Here is a 21,166-nt window from a genome sequence, read left to right on the forward strand (position 1 = left end):
GGTTTTAATCAATGACAAAAAGCAGTGTATTGGGATATCCGCGTATTGGTGCTGATCGGGAATGGAAAAAAGCGTTGGAAGCGTTCTGGGCAGGTAAGCTGGAGGAATCAGAATTTCACACACGTTTGCAGGAGATTCGTATCGATCATTTGCGCAAGCAACAAGCAAAAGGCATCGACATCATTCCAGTTAATGACTTTAGCTATTATGATCATATTCTGGATACGGCCGTGATGTTTGGCATTATCCCTAAACGTTTTGCTTATGATGGTGGTTCCGTTCCGTTGTCCGTATATTATGGCATTGCCCGGGGAACAAAAGATGCCGCAGCAAGTGAAATGACAAAATGGTTCAACACCAACTATCACTACATAGTACCTGAACTGGACGGGGCTTCCCCAACTCTGACGGAGAACAAACCACTTCTCGCTTATCGTGAAGCAAAAGAAAAACTCGGCATTGAAGGTAAACCGGTTATCGTTGGACCGTTAACCTTCCTGAAGCTCTCCAAGGGATATGATAAATCCGAGACGGACGCTTGGTTGGACCGCTTGCTGCCACTTTACACTCAATTGCTTCAAGAACTTGCAAGCGAAGGCGTTCAGTGGGTGCAGATCGACGAACCTATTCTGGTAACCAAATTAAGCGATGAAGACATACAGCGTCTGAATAAAATATATAAAACATTTGCCGCAGCCGTTCCAGGCCTGAATATCATGCTACAAACGTACTTTGAATCTGTCGAAAACTACAACGATATTGTTGCACTGCCAGTTCAAGGTGTAGGACTTGATTTTGTACACGGACTCTCTGGTAACACACAATCCATTCGGACATCCGGTTTCCCGGCAGACAAAGTGCTCGGTGCAGGTATTATTGATGGACGTGGGATCTGGACAGCTTCCCTTCAAACAAAACTGAAGTTGCTGAATGAACTGTCTGAGTTCGTGACGCCTGAACGTATCATCGTGCAATCATCTTGCAGCCTGCTGCATGTGCCAGTAACGACAGAACGGGAGGCAAAACTTACATCCGAACTGAAGAATGCTCTTGCGTTTGCAGATGAAAAGCTGGATGAGATTGTTCTTTTGACTACAGCCTTATCTTCACCAAGTGCAGAGATTACTGCCAAAATAGACGAAGCAGAGCTTCCTCTTCAGGCGCTTCAGCAATCCGAAGACCGGAACCGTACCGCTGTACAGAAAGCCGTTGCTTCCATCAGTGTTCAACAGCCAGAGCGCTCCCGTCCTTTTGCAGAGCGTCATGAAGCCCAACAGGCCAAATGGAATTTGCCACTCTTCCCGACAACAACGATTGGTAGTTTCCCGCAATCTGCTGAAGTCAGAAAAGCACGTCAGTTGTGGCGCAAGGGTGAGTTGAACAACGAACAGTATGCTGCCTTCATCCGGGAGCAGATTGATATCTGGATTAAGCTTCAGGAAGAGATCGGAATTGACGTGTTGGTGCATGGTGAATTTGAGCGTACCGACATGGTTGAATTCTTTGGCGAGAAACTTGCCGGTTTTGCCTTTACACAGTATGGCTGGGTACAATCGTATGGTTCCCGTTGCGTGAAGCCACCTATTATCTTCGGAGATGTTGCATTTACGGGTGAAATGACGGTGGAAGAAACGAAATATGCCCAATCGCAGACAGAGCGCCCTGTCAAAGGCATGCTGACTGGCCCGATAACAATCATGAACTGGTCATTCGTACGCGAAGACATTGCTCGTGAGCAGATTGCCTATCAATTGGCGTATGCGTTGAGACAGGAAGTCGAAGCACTTGAACAGGCAGGCATTGGTATGATCCAGGTTGACGAGCCGGCTGTTCGTGAAGGGCTTCCGCTGAAGGAAAATGAACAAGCCGATTACCTGGCTTGGGCAGTCAAAGCGTTCCGCATCTCCACGTGCACGGTGCATGAAACGACTCAAATCCATACGCATATGTGTTATTGCGAATTCCATGACATGATTGATTCCATTGAAGCTATGGATGCGGATGTTATCTCCATTGAGACATCCCGTAGTCACGGTGAACTGATTCACAGCTTTGAAGAAAATACGTATGAGCTCGGGATCGGTCTTGGCGTATATGACATCCATAGCCCACGAGTTCCGAGTGTAGATGAAATGAGCAGTATGATTGAACGTGCTCTGCGTGTTCTTGATCCCAAGTTGTTCTGGATTAACCCGGACTGCGGATTAAAAACCCGTGGACAGGAAGAAACAGTAGCTTCCCTGCGTAACATGGTTGACGCAACCAGAATCGCTCGTACCAATCACGCTTCAGCTGCTGTATTGTAATTGACTGCGAAGCAGCATAACTCCAAAAGTAAAGCCGGACACCCCTCGTTAAATGGGTGTCCGGCTTTTTATCTGGTTACATTTTGTAGTTACTTTTAACGTACATTCATTTCACTTGTAACATGGCGATCTTTGGCGTTCATGCCCCTTTCCTCACCACCACCCAACGCTTACGACTAGATAATCTCTTCCAGCCATTGCTGCAACGGTGTATCTTCGGTCAGTTCACCGAGCAGTATGTGACGGAACTCCCCCTCCCTATCAATGACCATTGTTGCGGGCAAACCCGTTATACGATACATACCTGATATGTTGCCTGTCACGTCAATGATCACAGGGAAATCAAACGACTGCTTATCCATAAACTCACGAATCGTACCCTTCGATTCCCCCACGTTAACAAACAGGGTTTCCACGTCGTTCTGATAGTCCTGAGCAATCTGGTGAACGAGCGGCATCTCCCTTACACAAGGTGTGCACCATGAAGCCCAAAAGTTAATCATCACGGCTTTGCCCCGATAATCGGACAGCTTGACTTGTTCGGCTGCTGAATTAACCGCTGTGAACTCAGGGGCTTTTGTACCTGCTTGAATAGTGTTGCCACGCCCAGACTCGGGTGTCGATACATTTTCGAAAATGGCCCATGTACCTGCTAACAATGCGATCACACCAATCAAAATTGTAAGTGTACGTCTGCTTTTAAAACTCTTCTTCTGCATTAAACTCACCTTCACTTTAAACCAAGACTTTGATGAAATGCTGCATGGAGCGAACCGAATTGATCACGAAAGTCATGGGTGGAACCCTCTCCAACATTACGTCCATGGTTCATGAATATCACCTGATCCGCAATATCGTTTGCAATCTCCAACTGATGGGTCGAGAACACGACCATGTGACCATCCTGTTTGATTCCCTTGAGCAGCTGAGTTAATTCCTGCATCCAGAATGGGTCCAATCCATTTGTTGGCTCATCCATGATGAGCAGTGGAGGTTTGGACAGTACAGCCTGGGCGAATAACACACGCTGGCGCATGCCTTTGGAGAAGGTCGTAACCCGGTTTTTCTTTTGATCCGCCAAGCCTACCATGGTCAGTACTTCCTGTACTCTCTCCTTGGGAACTTTCTTCAGAGAAGCCCAGAACAGAAGCATTTCCTCCGCACTCAGTCCTTGATTAAATTGATAATCGTCCGGCATATATCCAATCTGCTCTGAATAACGCTTGCGCTCCTTCAACCATCGCACATTGTTCACCACAACCTCACCGGACGTAGGCCGAAGAATACCTGCGATCATACGCAGAACCGTGCTTTTCCCTGCGCCATTCCCTCCACAGAGGGCAAGCACTTGGCCTGAAGTAATGCGAAAGGAGATATCCTCAACAATCGGTTGCTTTTTAATAGATTTGCACAATCCCATCACTTCGAGTCCCACCTTATCCATGAGAACGCCCCCTCTCCCAGATCGCGTAAACAGCCAGGACAGAGCAGGTTATCCAGAACAGGCATATCCCGATGAAGATCCAACTGCCACTTGGTTGCTGCACCCACTCCACCCATCGATAATATTCTGGTCCCAGAATGGAGCCGCCCCCTAGTTTGATCACGACATACAAGCGCACCAGTTCGGCCGGATTGATGAGCGTTAGCATAACCAACAGCGGTTTCACCCACAGATAAGGCATCAGCCCCAGCACAGAGAGCAATAATGTCGGCCACCCAATGACAGCGAAAAACCATACGGTCACCGAGATGGTTAACGCCTGCCACCGATTGCGCGATAACGAACCGATAAATAGAGCCAGCGTCAGGAATAACAACACCAGTCCACATGAGAATGCCAGAAAGAGAAGATATGTCACGGCATCCAGTGGATTCCCGATTACTCCGCTAATGACCCCCATCAGGCCGTATCCAAACGCAACAATGGTAATTAAAACAATCGACAGCCCAAGATACTTGCCCACAATAAAAGACATCGTGCCGATGGGATACGTGGACAGCAGCTGCCAGCTACCGTCTTCCTTTTCGGATGTTAGTGAGAAGGAACCAAGGAATAGCGTCATTAATGGCAGAAGGTAAAGAATAAGATTCAACATGGAACCTGTGGTGCCCGAATATCCTTCAACCAGATTCTGTGAATTCAGAAGTAACAAGCTTAAGCTAAATGTGCAAAAAAGGATCAGAAACGAATACGCCCAAGGATTGCGAAATCCCATTTTCACTTCTCGTCTTGCAATCTGTATCATATCTGACATCATTGATCACCATTTTCTATTGTCATTCCTAGTGGCCTGACTCTTCTTTCATCTCACCTTCCTGATGCATCTCATTACCGTCTCCTTCTTCACCATGCCCGGCTTCATCATGCCCATGTTCACCCATCATGTCCATATTCTCTGTGTTCTGTTTCCAGTCATGGGAGGCAAGATCCTCAGCGGTCATAATGGTTCCAACACCTTGCTCTGCAATGAAAGCTTCAGCGGAGGGCTTGTCCTTAAAATTAAGAATTCCATAGGCCATAGGCGTACGCAATGAAGCGTCGTATACATACGTGGCTTTGCTGTATTCAATCCATTCCTTGTCATTGTAATCACGTACATAGTCCATGCCGATGTTATCTGTGCCATTTTCTGTTTTCCACTGGTTCATGCAACCGATGTCATCGAACTTGTAATTTTGGCCGTCTTTCGTAGTAAGCTGTGTTGCATATGCATCGTCCTTCACCTGCATTTTACAGATCGCACAGATATCCACGTCTTCATTGATCGGCAATGCCGCATATTTTGTTCCGCAAGCGGTTAACAATACCATGCCAAACATAAATATCATGACCAATGTCCATCTTCTGTTCAAACTTTTGTTCATTTTCGTAATACCCCCATATAGATGATTATAAAAGTTGCCATACCCAACAGAACTAGCCCGACCATCCACACCATTTTGGAACCTGCTACCCTTTCCGCTGACATGTTCAGATCATATTCTATATCCATGCTCATTCGTGGCGACTTGTCGGTAGTCCATTGTTCTCTGCCTTCTGTAAACAAGTCACTCAGAAAGACCATACCCGGTGATTGAAAAAAGAGCTGATACGCAGAATTTCGACTGACCAGTTGCTCATAAAAAGGATTGATGGCATAGGACATTTCACTGATCCCATCCTGATTCAGATCGAGCCCCTGAAAGGAGTCCCAGTAATTCTCCATCAGGACATTATTCGGGCTATCCAGCGCCGAAGCTTCAATGACATTGGATACGAATTGGTTACGTGTAAACTTATTGGCTTCTGCCAGAACCAGCTGGATGCCAATAAAATTCCGCAGCACCGCATTGCCACGGATCTCATTGCCCGAGGATTCTGAAATATTCATGCCGACACGATTACCTTCCACTACATTGTTGTGAATTGAGGATTGATGCACGTCATACAATAAAATCCCTTGGGAATGAACATTGGTACTCTGTTTGCGAAAAGAATTGCCCGAGATTACCGTATTCTTGACGCCCATAATCATGGCACCTGTCATATTCTCCTCTCCGGTATTGTCCATGACAGATGAGCCGTCAATGTACATACAGTGGATGCCGTACCTTGTATGTAACAGCCTGTTATTTTGCACGGTAGACTTGCGACTGTTCTCCAGATAGATTCCATCCCTCATGCCGATGATCTCATTGGCTTCAATGTAACTGTCATGCGAGTTGTACAGATCAATGCCATTGCCCTTCTGTCCACTGGAAGCAGAATCAGACCCGACCCAAGTAATGTTGTTCCGCTGAATCGTTGCATGACTCGAATTCCGGATGATCATCCCATACCCCTGGGTCTGAATATGCAGATCCGTGATTTCACTGTTCTTCCCTTCAACCTGAATCGCTGCAGTCTGTCCATTCGTATCATGTTCAATTGTAAAACCGCTCAACTTCACCCCATCCGAGCGAATCATTATCGTAGAGGTGGCTTCCGCATTAACAACTATGACCGTAGGATCACCCTGCATGGTGATGTTTTTGTCAATCGTCACGGGTCCAGAATAACGACCTGATGCAAGTTCAATGACTTCTCCAGGTGCAGAACGGTCAATCATAGGCTGGAGGGGAATGAGATCACGATATCCGGAAGAGGCCATGATTGCACCGTGCGGAAGGGATAGCAGGAGTAACATCATTCCGATTAGAAAAATTAATCCCCGAACCCTAACAATCCCAAAACTACGTTGGTTGTACACACCATCCCTCCATTCCACTTAAAATCAACTCTCCATGTTCCTCATCCATTGAAGCAACGTAATAAATGAAGCGTTATCACAATCCTGATCACAGTGTACTTAAAATGAACTTTTTTCCATATAGCTCAATTAGGCTATAGACGCTACATTTTTGTGTCGATATTGTGATGTAAACCCAAAAAAAGCCGCCATATCGGCGACTTCCCAAGCAACTGTGCTATATAAATGCCATTCAAGTATTAAAAATAATTAATTCCTCTCTTCCCTATTACCCAGAATTCCGTAAAGAAACAGCTTGCCCAACTCTTTTCGCACATTTACGTTAAGTTTTTCTGCGAAAGATGGTTCGCTCAACATGGCCATAATTCCATTCATAAAAATCATGATGGCTTCTGCCGATACACCTCCTTTTATTTTCCCCTCGGCTTTGCCTTGTTCGATCAGCTTCATAAGCTCAGGGATGACAACGTTTCTGGCATAATCCTCAACATGCTCTCTGAATGCCGGATCTTCAAACATAAAATTCTTGATGCCCTCACTATTCAACGTCTCTTGATTGTTGACGGATACCTCATACATTTTACTCATCTTATCTTCAAAAGGAATATCGGAGTTCATTAGTAGACTGAATTCCTTCCCCGACTCATCTATTTGATGGTAAAAAATCTGCTTGGCCAATTCTTCTTTACTTCCAAAAAAATTATATATGGATGCAGGAGACACACCAGCATGTTGCGCGATCTCTCTTACGCCGATTTCTTTAAAATTGCGAGTCATCACCATATCGATTAGCGATTGCAGGATTTGCTTTTTTTTCTGTTCTCTGCGTTTTTCGAAGCCATTCATGGTAAGCTACCGTCCTATCCTCCGCGAATTATGTAACAATATACCTCCATGTTATATTTTTATTGACATCTAATCAAGCCGATAATATTATGTAACTTAGATGGTATTTGTTACATATTTTTTTTCGTGGAGGTGATATCAATGATCAAGGTCCACTCATTAACCAAGATCTATTCGAATGGTAAGGGCATTCGGGATGTGAGTTTTGACGTTGAAGAAGGAGAGGTCTTTGGATTTCTTGGGCCCAATGGTGCCGGAAAAACAACGACTCTGCGTCATCTGATGGGATTTGTGAACCCCTCCAGCGGAAAGGCTAGCATTAACGGCTTAGACTGCAGAAGGGAAGCAGCACAAATACAGAAGAATTTGGGTTATATGCCTGGCGAGATCGCATTTTACGATAACATGACAGGCATGCATTTTCTGGAATTTATTGATGATTTAAGAGGACGTAACGACAAATTGCGCCGCGATCAATTAATCAACCGATTCGAGTTGGATTCGGGTCGGAAGATCCGCAAAATGTCCAAGGGGATGAAACAAAAAGTAGGATTGATCGCCGCTTTTATGCACGACCCTGCAGTGCTCATTCTTGATGAACCTACAAGCGGGCTGGATCCGCTGATGCAGCGAAGATTTGTGGAACTAATTATTGAGGAAAGAAACCGGGGCAAAACGATACTGATGTCTTCCCATCTCTTTGATGAAGTCGATCACACTTGTGAACGTGTAGGCATCATACGAGAAGGGTCAATCGTAACCGTGGAGAACATAAACTCGCTAAAAAGGACACTGCCGAAAAGCATTGTAGTCGCTCTGGCACATGCGGAGGATATGAAGATCCTTCAAAATAACGGACTCCTTTATACTGAATTGGGTCCTTTACGTGTGGACATTAAGATTACGGATGGATATGACCAAGTGCTCAGCGCACTCTCCCAATGCAAGGTTATTGATATGGAGTGCCCTCCCCAAACGCTTGAGCAAATTTTCATGGACTTTTATGGGAAGGAGCACAATTAATATGTCCTGGGCATTATTTAAAGCAAACATGCGGGCCAATCGGTTCATTTGGTTTCTTGTTGTAGCCATTTATTCTTTTTATTCCATTATGCTGATCGGTATGTTCGATCCGGATAGCGTCGATGCATTAAAAGAAATGTTAAGCATGCTTCCTCCTGAGCTCATCAATGCTATGGGAATGAACGTTGGAACCACCTTGCTTACCTTTCTTTCCGGAACACTTTACAGTCTTCTTCTCTATTTGTTCCCCATGATTGTTTCCATCATTACGAACCACCGAATAATAGCCGCTCATGTGGATAAAGGAAGTATGTCCTATCTGCTTTCAACGTCCAACTCAAGAAAACGCATTGCTGTTACCCAAGCGGTCTACAGTCTGATCTCAATAACAGCGATCTTTTGCTGGATTACGGTACTAACTCTTGTCGTATCATCTGTCATGTTTCCGGGGCTTATGGATATTAACAATTTCATTTGGCTTAATCTTTACGCCCTTCTGATGTATTACGCGATCAATGGCATCTGTTTTTTCGCATCTTGTTTGGCAAATGAAAGCAAGTATAGCCTTGGACTCGGCGCCGGTATTTCTGTAGCGTTTGTACTGCTGCAAATGTTGGGCGATTCAGGAGAAACGTTGAGCTGGATTGGCAATATCTCATTGTATTCCTTGTTCGATCCGGTGCGATTGTTCGCGGGTGATAGCTTTGCGTATGGAGGAATGGCTGTGTTCGCAGGACTCGCAGTACTTCTGTATGGTGCAGGAATCGTTATTTTTGAAAAAAAAGATTTGCCCATTTAATCGTGGTATAGTTTGATCTATTCCCGCAAAGGGCAGCAATGATGAATAAACGCAAATGGGACGAAACAGGGTAGACCTCTGCTTCGTCCCATTTGAACGTATTATTACTCTACCGTCTACTTAAAACCCCATCGGCAACTTCCGATGAATCATGTTATTCAAATGGGTAGGTCCAGAATGTTTCTCTGCCGAAACGGGCCTGGATTTCATCTTGATTTAACTCTCGATCTCCGACAAGCTCCGCTGCCTGAAACTGTGAACGATGGGCCCGGATCGACGCCATTTTTTGTTTCAAAAATCCCGTTACATCAACGATTACATCGGCTTTACCAATGAACTGTTCCTGGTTGTGGGCAAATGCAACGCAATGAACCAGTGGACGCTCTCCCACAGGAAGACGACTAATCGTCCGAATGACGGCTTCTCCCGTCGCATCATGATCAGGATGTACACTGAACCCCGGATAGAAAGTAATCACAAGTGATGGATTCAGTTCCTTGAGCAGTGCCATGATGCTATCGTCGAGCAGCTGTGGGTCTTCGAACTCGATCATTTTATCGTGGAAGCCGAGCATTCTTAAGTCCTGAATTCCAATCGCTTCGGAAGCTTCAATCAGTTCTAGTTTGCGTATTGCAGGCAACGTGACGCGGTTAGCAAAAGGAGGAATCCCCATGTTGCGCCCCATCTCGCCCAGTGTTAGACAAGCATAGGTAACGTGAGAGCCACCTTCTATGTACTTGGCTAATGTTCCGGACACCGAGAAAGCTTCATCATCCGGATGCGGATATACCACCAAGATTCGCTCATGCTCATTATCTGTAGTTTTCATCGTTATTTGATCCTCCGCTTTCATCAGAACATCTCCCGACTCAGTTGTAACGCCACAACCAGCTTTCCTTGGGTGTCGTGACCAGCTAGAATCAGTCTTTCTTGGTCCTGCTCATCAATATGTGTAAGGCCCTCGGCGTAAATCCATCCCTGAGTGGTTTTCAGACCAACCCGGTATGGACCCGTACCTGAAATGGACCCCTGCGTATATCGTATGGCCGCATTAGTAATGAATGCCGATGCTGGGTGCTTCGAACTGTCATAGTGATGCGCATACGCTCCAGACGTGAGTTCGAGGTGTACGTATAAGTCCTGATTCACAAGTTCATTGATCCGGAGCTGAATATCTTGAGGTTTAATCGGTTGCATAGCGGCCTCCTTGTCTGATGTAATTGTACGAATTTCATTTTAACATAACCAGAAGAGAATATACATGGAGTGACCCTGTCGCCTCTCATAGAGCGTTCTCATGATGATTCAAGTTTGAAAACAAGAACAGATTTGCGCGTTTTTTTCTCTTTTTATTCATGGATCATATCTATATTATGGGATGTAGGCAAAAACGCCAGTGATGAATACTCTTAATAAAAACTTATCTCTAAATCGTGCTCAACCGTGTTGGAAAGGAGTTAAACTTGAATTGAAACCTCTAATACAGCTACTTCATTTTGGCTATCATCAGGCCATGAGCTGCATATTTCCTGTAGCGATCTTTGGAACACTGGCCCTGTCCAGCGTAATTCCTATTCCTTTCCTTCATCGATATGATGCCATTCTGCTCGTATTGCTTGCTGTGCAGTACCTGATGTATCGAAGTGGCTTGGAAACCAAGGATGAAATCAAGGTCATCTGTGTATTTCACATTATTGGCCTGGTGCTGGAAATCTATAAAGTATGGATGGGATCTTGGTCTTACCCTGAGCAAGCTTACACCAAAATCCTGGGTGTCCCTCTTTATAGCGGATTCATGTATGCAAGTGTAGCCAGTTTTATGTGTCAGGTGTGGCGAAGACTGCGAATGGACATGACCGGATGGCCTGGTTTTGCACCTTCCATGCTGCTCGGAGCAGCTATCTATATTAACTTTTTCACTCATCATTTTATTCCCGATTTTCGCTGGTGGCTGACGGCACTTGTATTTATTGTGTTCTGGAAAACCTGGATTATTTACCGGGTACGAGCAACGACCTATCGAATGCCCTTATCGCTTGCTTTTATCATTGTTGGTTTCTTCATCTGGACTGCTGAGAATATCGCTACATTCTTCAATGGCTGGAAATATCCTGACCAGCATGATGCCTGGCAACTGGTTAGCTTTAGCAAAATTAGTTCGTGGTTCCTGCTGGTCATCATCAGTGTCATCATCGTTGCGCAGCTCAAATATGTGAAGGCCAATCGAAACGCAGAAGATCCAAATTCCATCTAACCATTACTTCCCTAATCATAAAAACAGCAGCACGCATAGACTGGAAAACAAGTCTTCGAATGCCGCTGTTTTTTGCGTGGTTCTATTTGAGATTATTCAACAAATAATGAGCCAAAGCCATCTACCTCTTCAATGTCTTTGTTGATTAAGAGGTTCTCCTTTTCATCATATGCTTTGATCGTATAAGGAACAGTAGCTGATGAAGGCAGGAATACGTACCAGATTTTTTGGTTCTCACCTGCCTCAACCAGCTTCGCATCGAATGTGTCGGGCTTACCATTCTCTTTGATTTCAACAGTTACACGTTTGATAGTGGAGTCTATGATGTCACCAAACAACATCGGAAACGGTGCCGATACTTTTTCCAACTTCGGTATGCTCATATAATGCAACGCAAACTTGGATTCAACTGATCCATTGATGGAATATCCTCCACCCCATACCCATTTCCATCCGAAAATGTTCTTGCGGGTATACTCCATCTGAAGATTACTGTTGTTTTCCCGACCCTTTTTGTGCGTAAACAAAATCATGCCCCCGTCCACAGCCTCCTGATGAATGAATTGGGAGGTATAAAACTCACCTCTAAATTCTTGAACGGCCCCTTGAGGACTGTTCGCTATAGGAATATGTATAGGTTCACTTAATCCCCAAACCTTGGATATCCGTTGATCGGCTAGCCCACCAGCACGTTCATTCATATACATATATGCCAAGATTGATAAGGGTGATAGTAAAATTACCAATGCAGTGATTAGCAGAATTCTCCTGTTACGTTTGAACATCTCCAAGTGCACTCCTTATAATCACGATGAAATATTAAATACAATCACTCTGATATTACCATAATTAGCATATGAATTCTTGTTTGAGTATAATTCGTACAATAAAAAAAGCGCCTAAGGCGCTTAATACATAAGTGACGCTACGATTTTCATAGTCATTTAAGGAGATTAAGTAAAGAAAATTACTTCCTTGCTTTTGAAATACCTACTACTGTACTAAATATAATAGCGCTAAATAAATTTAGCATATGATCGATCTCATCCCAAGTTCTATGGCGTATTAGCATATTAAATATGATAAAAACCAAATTGCAGAGTATGAAGAATCCCAAGAAGTTTTTAAGAAAAGTTTTCAAATCCATCTCAATCCCCCACATACCCGCTCAAAAATTTCGTTGCGGTTGTACGTCCTATCTCACTTGTACGGGCTGAATTACTATAAAAAATAGTGTCCCATTTAGATCCGACAATGATAGTAGTAGCAACTAAGGATTTTTTCTCTGCATACCGTCTTTTATAAAATACAAGTGGAACTTGATCTTGAACAATGGTCAGTGCCACAGCACCTACAGTAGTTGTTACAACTGCAGCTGATGGGTTCGCAGCCGTTGCTAACGCAAATATTAATGCTGTCACAGCAGTAACAGTATATCTTTCAATTCTGCTACTACCATCTGCCCAAGACCCGTAATACCAAGCAGATACTGCTCCTCCCATATAGCTATCAAAAGGGGTAATCAAATCCCCTCTATCAGGACGCACAGGGATATTTGGGATAGTTGAGAGATCGGTTGTATCAACACCAAAATTTTGTGTCTCTGTTTCAATTATTCCATTCTCATTAGTAGTAACTTGGAAAAGAGAATTCTGGGTATCGATGATAGCATTCTGGATTGCATGTTCAACAAATTTTCCTTCAGCGTTCTTCACATATATTGTGCTATTAATCTCAGTAAAGTCCTTATTAGCTCTTTCTTCAACTTTATACGTATCTCCATTGCTTTCATACGTATATACAAGATGGGCATCTCCCGGCTTTCCTTCTAAGAAAATAAAGTTTTGTTTTTCTTTTGAAAGTTGACTAACGCTAGCTTCTAGTGCATTTGGAGCTGCAAGCATCACCGTAGGAACAACAACCTCAAGGCACAGTGCGATGGATAAAGCAGCTGTAATTAATTTTTTCAAAGATAGAATCTCCCTTCGACTTCCAATTGTTTCAGTTGAGGAACACTCCCTAAATGACTATATTTATATTTTATTACATTAAATACACTTAATTGTATTCGTTATGTAAACTTTATATTAACTTTGGTTTTAAATACCAATAAAGAATTAAACAAATCAAAAAAGGCCGCCAACGGCGACCTTTCAAGTCATTCAACAAAGCTATTCTCCCAGAAAGATTACTTCCGTTTCCAATTCAACATGGAACGTATCATACACTTTCTTCTGAATAAATTGGATCAGATCCATATAATCCTGGGCAGTAGCATGATCCACATTTACGATAAAACCTGCATGCTTCATGGAGATTTCAGCACCTCCGATGCGAGTGCCCTGCAAGTTACAGTCCTGAATCAGTTTACCGGCAAAATGTCCCTCGGGTCGTTTAAATACACTTCCACAAGAGGGGAATTCAAGCGGCTGCTTGGATTCTCTCAGGAACGTTAATTCCTTCATTTTGCTTGCTATATCTTTCTTGTTTCCTTTTTTGAGCCCGAATTCGGCCTCCAGTATGATATAGTGATCCATCTTAAAGAGACTATTTCGATAACCAAACTTCATCTCTTCTCGCGGGATCTCCAACACTGCGCCGTCTTTGGTGATTACAGTCGCACGTTCAACAACATCGGCGATCTGACCGCCATAAGCACCCGCATTCATGTAAAGTGCGCCCCCCGTGCTGCCGGGAATGCCGCAAGCAAACTCCAAACCGGTCAAGCTATGCTCCAAAGCAAGTCTCGATACATCAATGATATCAACGCCGCTTTGCGCAATCATGCTGTCCCCACTCACTTTAATTTGATCGAAGTGGCTAAGAGAAATCGTTACTCCCCGGATGCCCCCGTCTTTAATAATGACGTTTGAGCCTTTTCCAATGACCGTCAGAGGTAACTGATGTAAGTTGGCAATTTCCACGATTTTAGTGATTTCGTCTATCGTTGTTGGATGGATGAGAATATCTGCGTTACCACCTATTTTAATAAACGTGTGATTTTTTAGCGGTTCATTGAATTTCACTTTTTCCAAAGGTATCTGATGCTCAAAAATATTCATGATTTTCTCTCCCTGAATTCATAAAGAAATGATTGCATCATCGCGAAAATGAGATGCTCCTTCTTTATTATATGCTAAATAGGAGATTTTGTTTGAAATTATGTTGTTTTCATTATAATTGATCGCATTCTCTTAGATTTTGAACTTTTCAGTGAGTTCCTGCATGGAAGCAGGCTGTTGCTCTGTTGCCGCAACTACATGACTATGAGAGTTCTATGTCTGTTTGAGTCAGCTTGGCCGATAGCTCCCATAAACGAATAGCCTGCTCGGGGTCGATAGCATACTTCTTGACCCCATAGAAACCTCCATCTTCGGGAGCCAATTCACTGATGTCACAATCCTCGCAGTAGACACCGCCTTTTCCCTCCAGCTGAGGTGAAGTTGCTGTCCAGACTTGCGTCGCTGCCCCCTGCTCAGGTGTTTTGAACGCAGGGTTGGCCACTTGTCCAGATTCATCAATCCAGCCCAGAGCAATCATTTCATCTTTGGGCATATGACGCTGTAGTGGTGTCATAATTCCGCCTGGATGAACGGAGAAAGCCCGTACTCCGTGCTCTGCACCTCGACGGTCCAGCTCAACGCTGAATAAAATCGTTGCTGTTTTGGACTGTCCATAGGCAGGGAATTTCTCATAGCCATGTTCAAATTGGATGTCATCCCATCGAATTGGTGAGAAATGATGTCCCGCTGATGCCAAGGAAACAACACGGGCTCCCCCCTGACTAGTGAGTGCTGGCCATAACAGATTAGTCAGGGCAAAGTGGCCCAGATGATTTGTTGCAAATTGAGCTTCCCAGCCAGGACCAACCCGTGTCTCAGGACAAGCCATGATGCCCGCATTAAGAATCAACATGTCAATGTTCCGATCACTCGCCAGAAACCGCTCGGCAAAAGCACGAACGCTGGATAAATCAGCGAGGTCCAATGCATCTATTTCAACACCTTCCAGACCAGAAAGTGCTTCCTTCGCAACCGCTGGACGACGCGCAGTCACCACTACACGGGCTCCCGCATTAACAAGCGCACGTGTCGTCTCCAACCCGAGGCCGGAATATCCACCCGTTACAATAGCAAGCTGTCCTGACAAGTCCAGATCTCTCAATACATCCTCCGCTGTACTGTTATGGTTGAAGCCAGAGTCCATTTTATGTTGTAAAGTTCTAGTATAATTTTCCTGTGTCATTCTGTTCATCTCCTTGGCAATATTTCTTCTTCAAAGTCTACACCCTAGAGCGTACTCTAAGTCAAATGGAAGTGAATACATCACCTCGCAACTTCTCCGTGCAATCTGCAAAAGTAAAAAAAGCCGCCATAAGACGACTTCCTGAATACTACATTATTTATGTGACAAGTTACGAATGCGACTTTGTATAAGCAGTCCCTGCTTTACTTTAATTCAATCTGGAATACATCACCGGCATTCCCACCAAAAACGATAAAACCACTTTTCGGGAGCTTCGTTGATTCCTGATTGGTTGCTACAGAGAAGTCAACCATTTCCCCTTTATCATTATACACTGCATAACCTCCGGTCTTCGGATAATCCACCGTGATGGATTTGTTACCCGATCGGGCATCGATCGCATACCAACGGGCTTGACCGTTTGCCGGAATAGTCGTAATTCCTTTTTTCCCACCAAAGATTGGAGTAATCGCATCCTCGGCAATGTATTCTTGCCCATCCTGGATCAAAATCTCGGCGCCATTCTTCGTGTAAAATTGCAGATCAAACGCATCTCTTCCGTTCATCACAGGAATCTGGGCGATATTCTCTGCGTTGTTTGTATCCTTAATTTGCGTACCATTGGCGTAACCATTTTCGGCATCAACGGATAGATTCTTAATCAGCATCGATGGAAGCAAATAAAAGATCGACGTTATCTTTTCATCTAACGCGTGATATTTCGAGCCGTCACGAGCTGTCCATTTCTCTTTGGTTGCTGCGTCTAGCGCATTACGATCCAGTTTTTGATAATCATACGTGTTCATTACCGTTTGACCTATGCCGGGTAACGTAATCATGCCCTGAACTTTAACATATACCTTGTCATTACGTTCCTTCACAAAACTGGCTTTCACACTGCCATCCGCACTTGTAAAATGTTCGTCGCCTGTGTACACATAGTTCTGCTCAGGAATAACTCCTCCCAGCATGGCAGGCAGTTGCATCTCACCATCCTTGATCTTTATGTCCAATGTCTCTCCTACCGTACCATATAGACCGGAGTACGCGCTTAATTCTGTTGGCATCTTCAGTTTGTCGGGTGACGAGAAGGTCTGATCGGGTTTAACCTTGTCAATGATACCTTGATCGGCCAGAACTTCCAGTAGCACTTTGCTGGCAAACATCTGATTGTAGACAGAAGATCCGCCAGATGATAGGACCGCCATTGAAATATCATGTTCGGGTATCGTGATTAACACGGCATGGTACAACATGGTATCTCCGCCTTTGGCAAGCGCGGTAATCCCATAATCGCTGAAAGGTGCAAGGTCAACCGAATCCCACCCCAAGCCATAATTGATCGTATTTTGTTCATCCGATACCCATATGCCCTTACGATATTCATGAGATTGCATGGCCTTCACTGCAGATTCGGATAGAATATCCGGTCTGTTCCCCATTAAAACCTCTCCGAAGTGGCTCAATTCCTCTGCGGTAGAGTACACTCCGCCTGTACCGATAATGTTTGCATTTTCGGTAGGCATCTTCATCTCAAGTGTAGGCCAATAGGTTTCGGATAACTGCGCTCTGTCAAAGGAATCCAAGGGTGTCTTCGTTGATTCCAACTTCAACGGCTCGCTGATGAACTTGGCGATATATTCGCTGTAGCTTAACCCACTCACCCGTTCAACCAGGATTTCAAGCAATTGAAAACCGTCATTGGTGTAGACGGAGTATGCGCCAGGTTTGGATTTCAGTTTTTCGACCTGAAGTTTAAGCAATAACTCATCATGATTGCGGGTGTCATTATCGTCAAACAACATGCTGTTTCCATAATGTGTACCGTAAAGACCGGATGAATGATTCATCAACATGCGCGGTGTGATTTGAGTATAGCGCGCATCTGCCATCTTAAAGTCCTTGATATACGAAGTAAGCGGCTCATCCAGATCTATTTTACCGGAATCGACCAGCTTCATGGCGGCTGCCGTAACAACCATTTTGCTAACTGAACCTATGCCATACATGCTATCCTTGTCTACTGGCTTCTGTGATGCCTTATCGTGCAGCCCAACACTATCTGATAAAATGTATTCCCCTTCATCCATGATCGCATATTGCACACTGGTGATACCGTAGTTTTGCACCATCTCCTTGGCGATCTGCTCCGCCCGTGCCTCAATCGTACCGTTGTTACTCGCCTCTGCTCTGACTTCTGCCAGCGGTGTAATTACAAGCACCGCTGTACATAAAAGACTAATTAATTTCTTCATCTCATGTCCTCCCTCAAATGTTCTTATGAATGAATTCATCATATCCCGTAAGAGGCAGATCAAACGCGAATGGGCCCTGAATGGAAAAAAACAATCCCTGAACGGCAGGTTCAGGGATTGTCGGTGTGGAACGGAAGCACGACCATGTTGTTAAACTTCCGATGCTGATGCTCAATACTCATATGGCCACCATATTTCTCGCAAATTCTCGATATATTGGTTAGACCGATCCCATGGTACTCCGGATTGGGCTTCTCACTTTTCAAGTCAACGATCGGTTGCTCAACATGATTCATAATCTGGATGACGAGAGCAGATGCCGTGGAATGAATGGCAATGAGGATATATCGATCCTCCGCCTGTCTGACCTTCTTGGAGGCTTCAATTGCGTTATCAAGCATGTTACCAAGCACCACACACAGATCATATCGATCGATCTGGATATGTTGGGAGTGAAGCTGGATTTTGGTGTCGATTTTGATCCCGTTTGCCTGCCCCATAGCCAAAGTATTCGTAACGAGTGCATCAATGACCAGATTGCCGGAGTTCACCCGCTGATACGCACCTTCAATAGTATTTAATGTAGACTTGATATGGTCACCTGCCGCCGCCAGTTCGTTACGTTGAATACATTCATCAATATACAGAAATTGCTGATTGATATCATGGATGATGCTTTTAATGTTTTTGAAACTGTGCACGGTCTTCTCATAGTTGGCATCCTGGTAATCCATCTGACGTTGCAAATCGGCATTTTCATGCGCGAGCTGTACCTTTTCCACCATATTATCGAATACATAAACAATGAACACATTGAGAAAAAGAGAACCCAGTACAGAAAAGACGTAAAATATGTTTTTCTCACTATAGAGGGAGGCCACATTGATCTGATAGATCGTAATGATCGGTACGATGAGAAACAGCAAATAATAACGATAGTGAACGGCAAAACTTCTACGTTTGGCGACTAGACGGACAACTTGAATTACAATGAACATGATGCTGCAACCAAGCAGCATCACCTTGGAGAGAATCCAGTGGTTTTCTCCGTTGAACTGTTCCCATGAGATGAAATCTGTGGATTCCAAAACTCCGAGAATATATACAGCTATAGTATTCGCCATAGTAATCAGGACTGCATACAGGATGGTAAAAACAAGCTTGATTTTGAACTCCACTTCATAGGACTGTGCCAGACTGAAGATTAATAGCAGAGCAACAGCAGTCGAAACAAGATCAGAGAAGGAAGATGCCAAATAAAAATAACCCAGCATAGCAAATACTACGAAATAGAGCGCTCTCTGTGGCTTCCGCTTGGACTTGCCCAGCACAGAATCAAAATAAAAATTCGCCTGAAATGCCATAAGTAAGGTCACAAAGATGATGGAAAATATTATATAGGCATCCATATCATTGAATCCTCATGATCATGTATTTGGTGTACGCATCCTTGACTTCTTTAACCTTGGATCGGCCTATGGGCATTTCCGCTCCATTTAACATGACAACTTGGGTACCGGAGAACTTCTGAACATGCATCAGGTTGATGATAATGGAGCGATGAATCTGCAAGAAACCATGGTCTTTCAAACCGGTAGCGTAGCTGGATAAAATGCCTTTGGTCTCATGTACATTTTCCTGTGTCACAAAATTTAACTTGTTCTTGATCGTTAAACTTTTGACGACCTCAATCCAGAGAATATCATCATATTTCAGCAGCAGTTCATCATAGTCTGATTTGATTAGTACATACTTTTTGTCCAATGCCTGAAAATATTGACACAGCTTAATCATCTTTTCCTCGAAAACTTGCGGCTGGATTGGCTTGATCAGATATTGAAAGGTGATGACATCAAAGCTCTCCACCATATATTCCGGGTAACTGGTCAGAAACATAATCTGTACATCCAGAAACTTCATGTTCCTGATCTCTTTGGCGGTCTGAATCCCGTTCATTCCGCCCATCTCCACATCCAAGATGAGAATATTGAATGTATCCCCAACCTCTCTGTAGTGTGAGAGCAGTTGTTCACCAGATGTGAATAGGCTAATTTGAAAATCAAAATTGGTTTTTAGAGATAAGGAGACCAGCATGGATTTCACACGTTCTCGTTGCTGCTCCTCATCATCACAGATTGCAATATTGAACATGGGGGGGAACATCCGCCTTTCATCGACATCGACTCTGAATTTCACTCTCGAATATACTATTTTAGCATAGGTTTCGGAGTCGAATTGGGATGAAATGCATTATTCTCACCCTAAAATGCAGATCAACAAAAAAAAGTCGCACATTGGCGACTCTTGAGCTTGAAACCTTCTCCTGCCATTCCTATGAAAAGTCCGGTCTGTTATTCTATTTTTTGGGCATAACATGGCGGTAATATCGTATTACCTTGCGATACATCGTCTTGTCCTTTAATTGATTGAATATATATGGGTCAGGTTTGACATTTACCTCAATAATCCAGGGTTTCAGACTGTGGTCAAGGCCGATATCTACACCGATTTGCTTTAGATACGGGTACTTTTTCTTCATATGACGCGCTATGCGCAGGCTAAGCTCATTCATCTCCTGAACCAGTTCATTCCTGCGTTTGGTGGATGCATGTGATTGTAGCAGCTTGTGAATATCCATCGGTGTACCACCACTATGATAATTGGTTACGATTTTCTTTGGATGACCCAATCGGCCGATGATTCCGGTAGCTTCCCACTGTTTGGCCGGGCTTAGCTGTATCATGACTCGGATGTCAAAACGTCTGTTATTGTGCTTAAGCAGATGGATTCCTCTCTGAATCAGATAACTTCTTTTATCCACCAGACGAGTCAGACTGCTATAAAACGATTCAAAGCTGTCAAACGTCAGGCGTTTTTGCTCGATCTGATAGACAAAATGTTGATGACTTTCCATCTCGGCCTTAATAACACCCATCCCGAAAGTACCTCTCTCGGGTTTGACATAGACCATTCCATATTTGCTGATCATGGATTTCAGATTCGTTTTATTATATTTCTGTGTGTCGGGGATAAACGGTTTAATTAATTCATTATTAATGATCAATTTTGTTTTTAACCACTTGCTTCTTAACGGCTGCAATTTATCAACTCCCATGTCGTAAGCTCTCCCTTCAGCAACCGCATTATAGCCCGCTGTTTGATCAAGACCCTGCATGCATTATATGTAATACCGATAAAGGAACCCT

20 protein-coding genes are annotated in these 21,166 nt (G+C 44.0%); 4 read left to right on the top strand and 16 right to left on the bottom strand.

The genetic code is table 11. The features are described 5' to 3' along the window. The first annotated feature begins 11 nt into the window (after positions 1-11). Positions 12-2,306, top strand: a complete 2,295-nt coding sequence (gene metE, locus J7E78_RS03515) for a 5-methyltetrahydropteroyltriglutamate--homocysteine S-methyltransferase (protein WP_215074959.1) — start codon at positions 12-14, stop codon at positions 2,304-2,306. 176 nt (positions 2,307-2,482) lie between these two features. Here metE and J7E78_RS03520 read toward each other — a convergent pair whose 3' ends face one another. The 6 genes from J7E78_RS03520 to J7E78_RS03545 form a co-directional block, all read right to left on the bottom strand. After that, the gene (locus J7E78_RS03520; RefSeq protein ID WP_215074960.1) at positions 2,483-3,025 is read right to left on the bottom strand and encodes a TlpA family protein disulfide reductase; all 543 of its coding nucleotides are present in this window, start codon (positions 3,023-3,025) and stop codon (positions 2,483-2,485) included. A gap of 11 nt (positions 3,026-3,036) precedes the next feature. Beyond that, positions 3,037-3,750: an ABC transporter ATP-binding protein gene (locus J7E78_RS03525; protein WP_215074961.1), complete on the bottom strand. Its 714-nt coding sequence runs from the start codon at positions 3,748-3,750 to the stop codon at positions 3,037-3,039. Further along, positions 3,743-4,564 (bottom strand): ABC transporter permease, encoded by an 822-nt coding sequence (locus tag J7E78_RS03530; RefSeq protein ID WP_215075527.1) that lies wholly within the window; start codon positions 4,562-4,564, stop codon positions 3,743-3,745. Before J7E78_RS03530 ends, J7E78_RS03525 begins: the two co-directional genes overlap by 8 nt. Before the next feature lie 28 nt (positions 4,565-4,592). Next, positions 4,593-5,174 (bottom strand): nitrous oxide reductase accessory protein NosL, encoded by a 582-nt coding sequence (locus J7E78_RS03535; protein WP_215074962.1) that lies wholly within the window; start codon positions 5,172-5,174, stop codon positions 4,593-4,595. Next, positions 5,171-6,538, bottom strand: a complete 1,368-nt coding sequence (locus J7E78_RS03540; RefSeq protein WP_311516916.1) for a right-handed parallel beta-helix repeat-containing protein — start codon at positions 6,536-6,538, stop codon at positions 5,171-5,173. The genes J7E78_RS03535 and J7E78_RS03540 overlap by 4 nt, the downstream gene beginning before the upstream one ends. Before the next feature lie 249 nt (positions 6,539-6,787). After that, positions 6,788-7,384, bottom strand: coding sequence for a TetR/AcrR family transcriptional regulator (locus J7E78_RS03545; protein ID WP_215074963.1), 597 nt, complete (start codon positions 7,382-7,384; stop codon positions 6,788-6,790). A 141-nt stretch (positions 7,385-7,525) separates the two neighbouring features. On the opposite strand from J7E78_RS03545, the gene J7E78_RS03550 reads away from it, so the two are divergent. Together J7E78_RS03550 and J7E78_RS03555 are read left to right on the top strand one after the other, a co-directional pair. Next, positions 7,526-8,407, top strand: coding sequence for an ABC transporter ATP-binding protein (locus tag J7E78_RS03550; RefSeq protein WP_215074964.1), 882 nt, complete (start codon positions 7,526-7,528; stop codon positions 8,405-8,407). Between the two features lies 1 nt (position 8,408). After that, on the top strand, positions 8,409-9,206 hold the full coding sequence (locus tag J7E78_RS03555) for an ABC transporter permease subunit (RefSeq protein WP_215074965.1): 798 nt from the start codon (positions 8,409-8,411) through the stop codon (positions 9,204-9,206). A gap of 154 nt (positions 9,207-9,360) precedes the next feature. Here J7E78_RS03555 and bshB2 read toward each other — a convergent pair whose 3' ends face one another. Both bshB2 and J7E78_RS03565 read right to left on the bottom strand, forming a co-directional pair. Continuing rightward, positions 9,361-10,035, bottom strand: a complete 675-nt coding sequence (gene bshB2, locus J7E78_RS03560) for a bacillithiol biosynthesis deacetylase BshB2 (protein WP_215074966.1) — start codon at positions 10,033-10,035, stop codon at positions 9,361-9,363. Positions 10,036-10,058: 23 nt separating this feature from the next. Then, positions 10,059-10,403: a YojF family protein gene (locus J7E78_RS03565; protein ID WP_215074967.1), complete on the bottom strand. Its 345-nt coding sequence runs from the start codon at positions 10,401-10,403 to the stop codon at positions 10,059-10,061. A gap of 271 nt (positions 10,404-10,674) precedes the next feature. On the opposite strand from J7E78_RS03565, the gene J7E78_RS03570 reads away from it, so the two are divergent. After that, positions 10,675-11,460 carry a DUF817 domain-containing protein gene (locus J7E78_RS03570; RefSeq protein ID WP_215074968.1) on the top strand — a complete coding sequence of 262 codons (786 nt, stop codon included), beginning with the start codon at positions 10,675-10,677 and terminating at the stop codon, positions 11,458-11,460. 92 nt (positions 11,461-11,552) lie between these two features. Here the strand turns inward: J7E78_RS03570 and J7E78_RS03575 are convergent, their stop codons facing one another. The 8 genes from J7E78_RS03575 to J7E78_RS03610 all read right to left on the bottom strand — a co-directional run bounded on the left by J7E78_RS03575 (position 11,553) and on the right by J7E78_RS03610 (position 21,075). Further along, positions 11,553-12,245: a hypothetical protein gene (locus J7E78_RS03575; RefSeq protein ID WP_215074969.1), complete on the bottom strand. Its 693-nt coding sequence runs from the start codon at positions 12,243-12,245 to the stop codon at positions 11,553-11,555. A 363-nt stretch (positions 12,246-12,608) separates the two neighbouring features. Next, entirely contained in the window at positions 12,609-13,430 is an 822-nt protein-coding gene (locus tag J7E78_RS03580; RefSeq protein WP_215074970.1) for a hypothetical protein, read from the bottom strand. A 201-nt stretch (positions 13,431-13,631) separates the two neighbouring features. Continuing rightward, positions 13,632-14,540, bottom strand: coding sequence for a UDP-N-acetylmuramate dehydrogenase (gene murB / locus J7E78_RS03585; RefSeq protein ID WP_397330467.1), 909 nt, complete (start codon positions 14,538-14,540; stop codon positions 13,632-13,634). Positions 14,541-14,724: 184 nt separating this feature from the next. Next, the gene (locus tag J7E78_RS03590) at positions 14,725-15,705 is read right to left on the bottom strand and encodes an SDR family NAD(P)-dependent oxidoreductase (protein ID WP_215074972.1); all 981 of its coding nucleotides are present in this window, start codon (positions 15,703-15,705) and stop codon (positions 14,725-14,727) included. Positions 15,706-15,908: 203 nt separating this feature from the next. Next, positions 15,909-17,960 (bottom strand): serine hydrolase domain-containing protein, encoded by a 2,052-nt coding sequence (locus J7E78_RS03595; RefSeq protein WP_215074973.1) that lies wholly within the window; start codon positions 17,958-17,960, stop codon positions 15,909-15,911. A 110-nt stretch (positions 17,961-18,070) separates the two neighbouring features. Beyond that, on the bottom strand, positions 18,071-19,369 hold the full coding sequence (locus tag J7E78_RS03600) for a GHKL domain-containing protein (RefSeq protein ID WP_215074974.1): 1,299 nt from the start codon (positions 19,367-19,369) through the stop codon (positions 18,071-18,073). Between the two features lies 1 nt (position 19,370). Continuing rightward, positions 19,371-20,111: a LytR/AlgR family response regulator transcription factor gene (locus J7E78_RS03605; RefSeq protein ID WP_215074975.1), complete on the bottom strand. Its 741-nt coding sequence runs from the start codon at positions 20,109-20,111 to the stop codon at positions 19,371-19,373. 205 nt (positions 20,112-20,316) lie between these two features. Continuing rightward, a complete protein-coding gene (locus J7E78_RS03610; RefSeq protein ID WP_251034801.1) occupies positions 20,317-21,075 on the bottom strand; it encodes a YheC/YheD family protein in 759 nt (252 codons plus the stop codon). Between the last annotated feature and the right edge of the window lie 91 nt (positions 21,076-21,166).

This window comes from Paenibacillus polymyxa, from assembly GCF_018614975.1.
In the GTDB taxonomy this organism is placed as follows: Bacteria; Bacillota; Bacilli; order Paenibacillales; family Paenibacillaceae; genus Paenibacillus; species Paenibacillus polymyxa_E.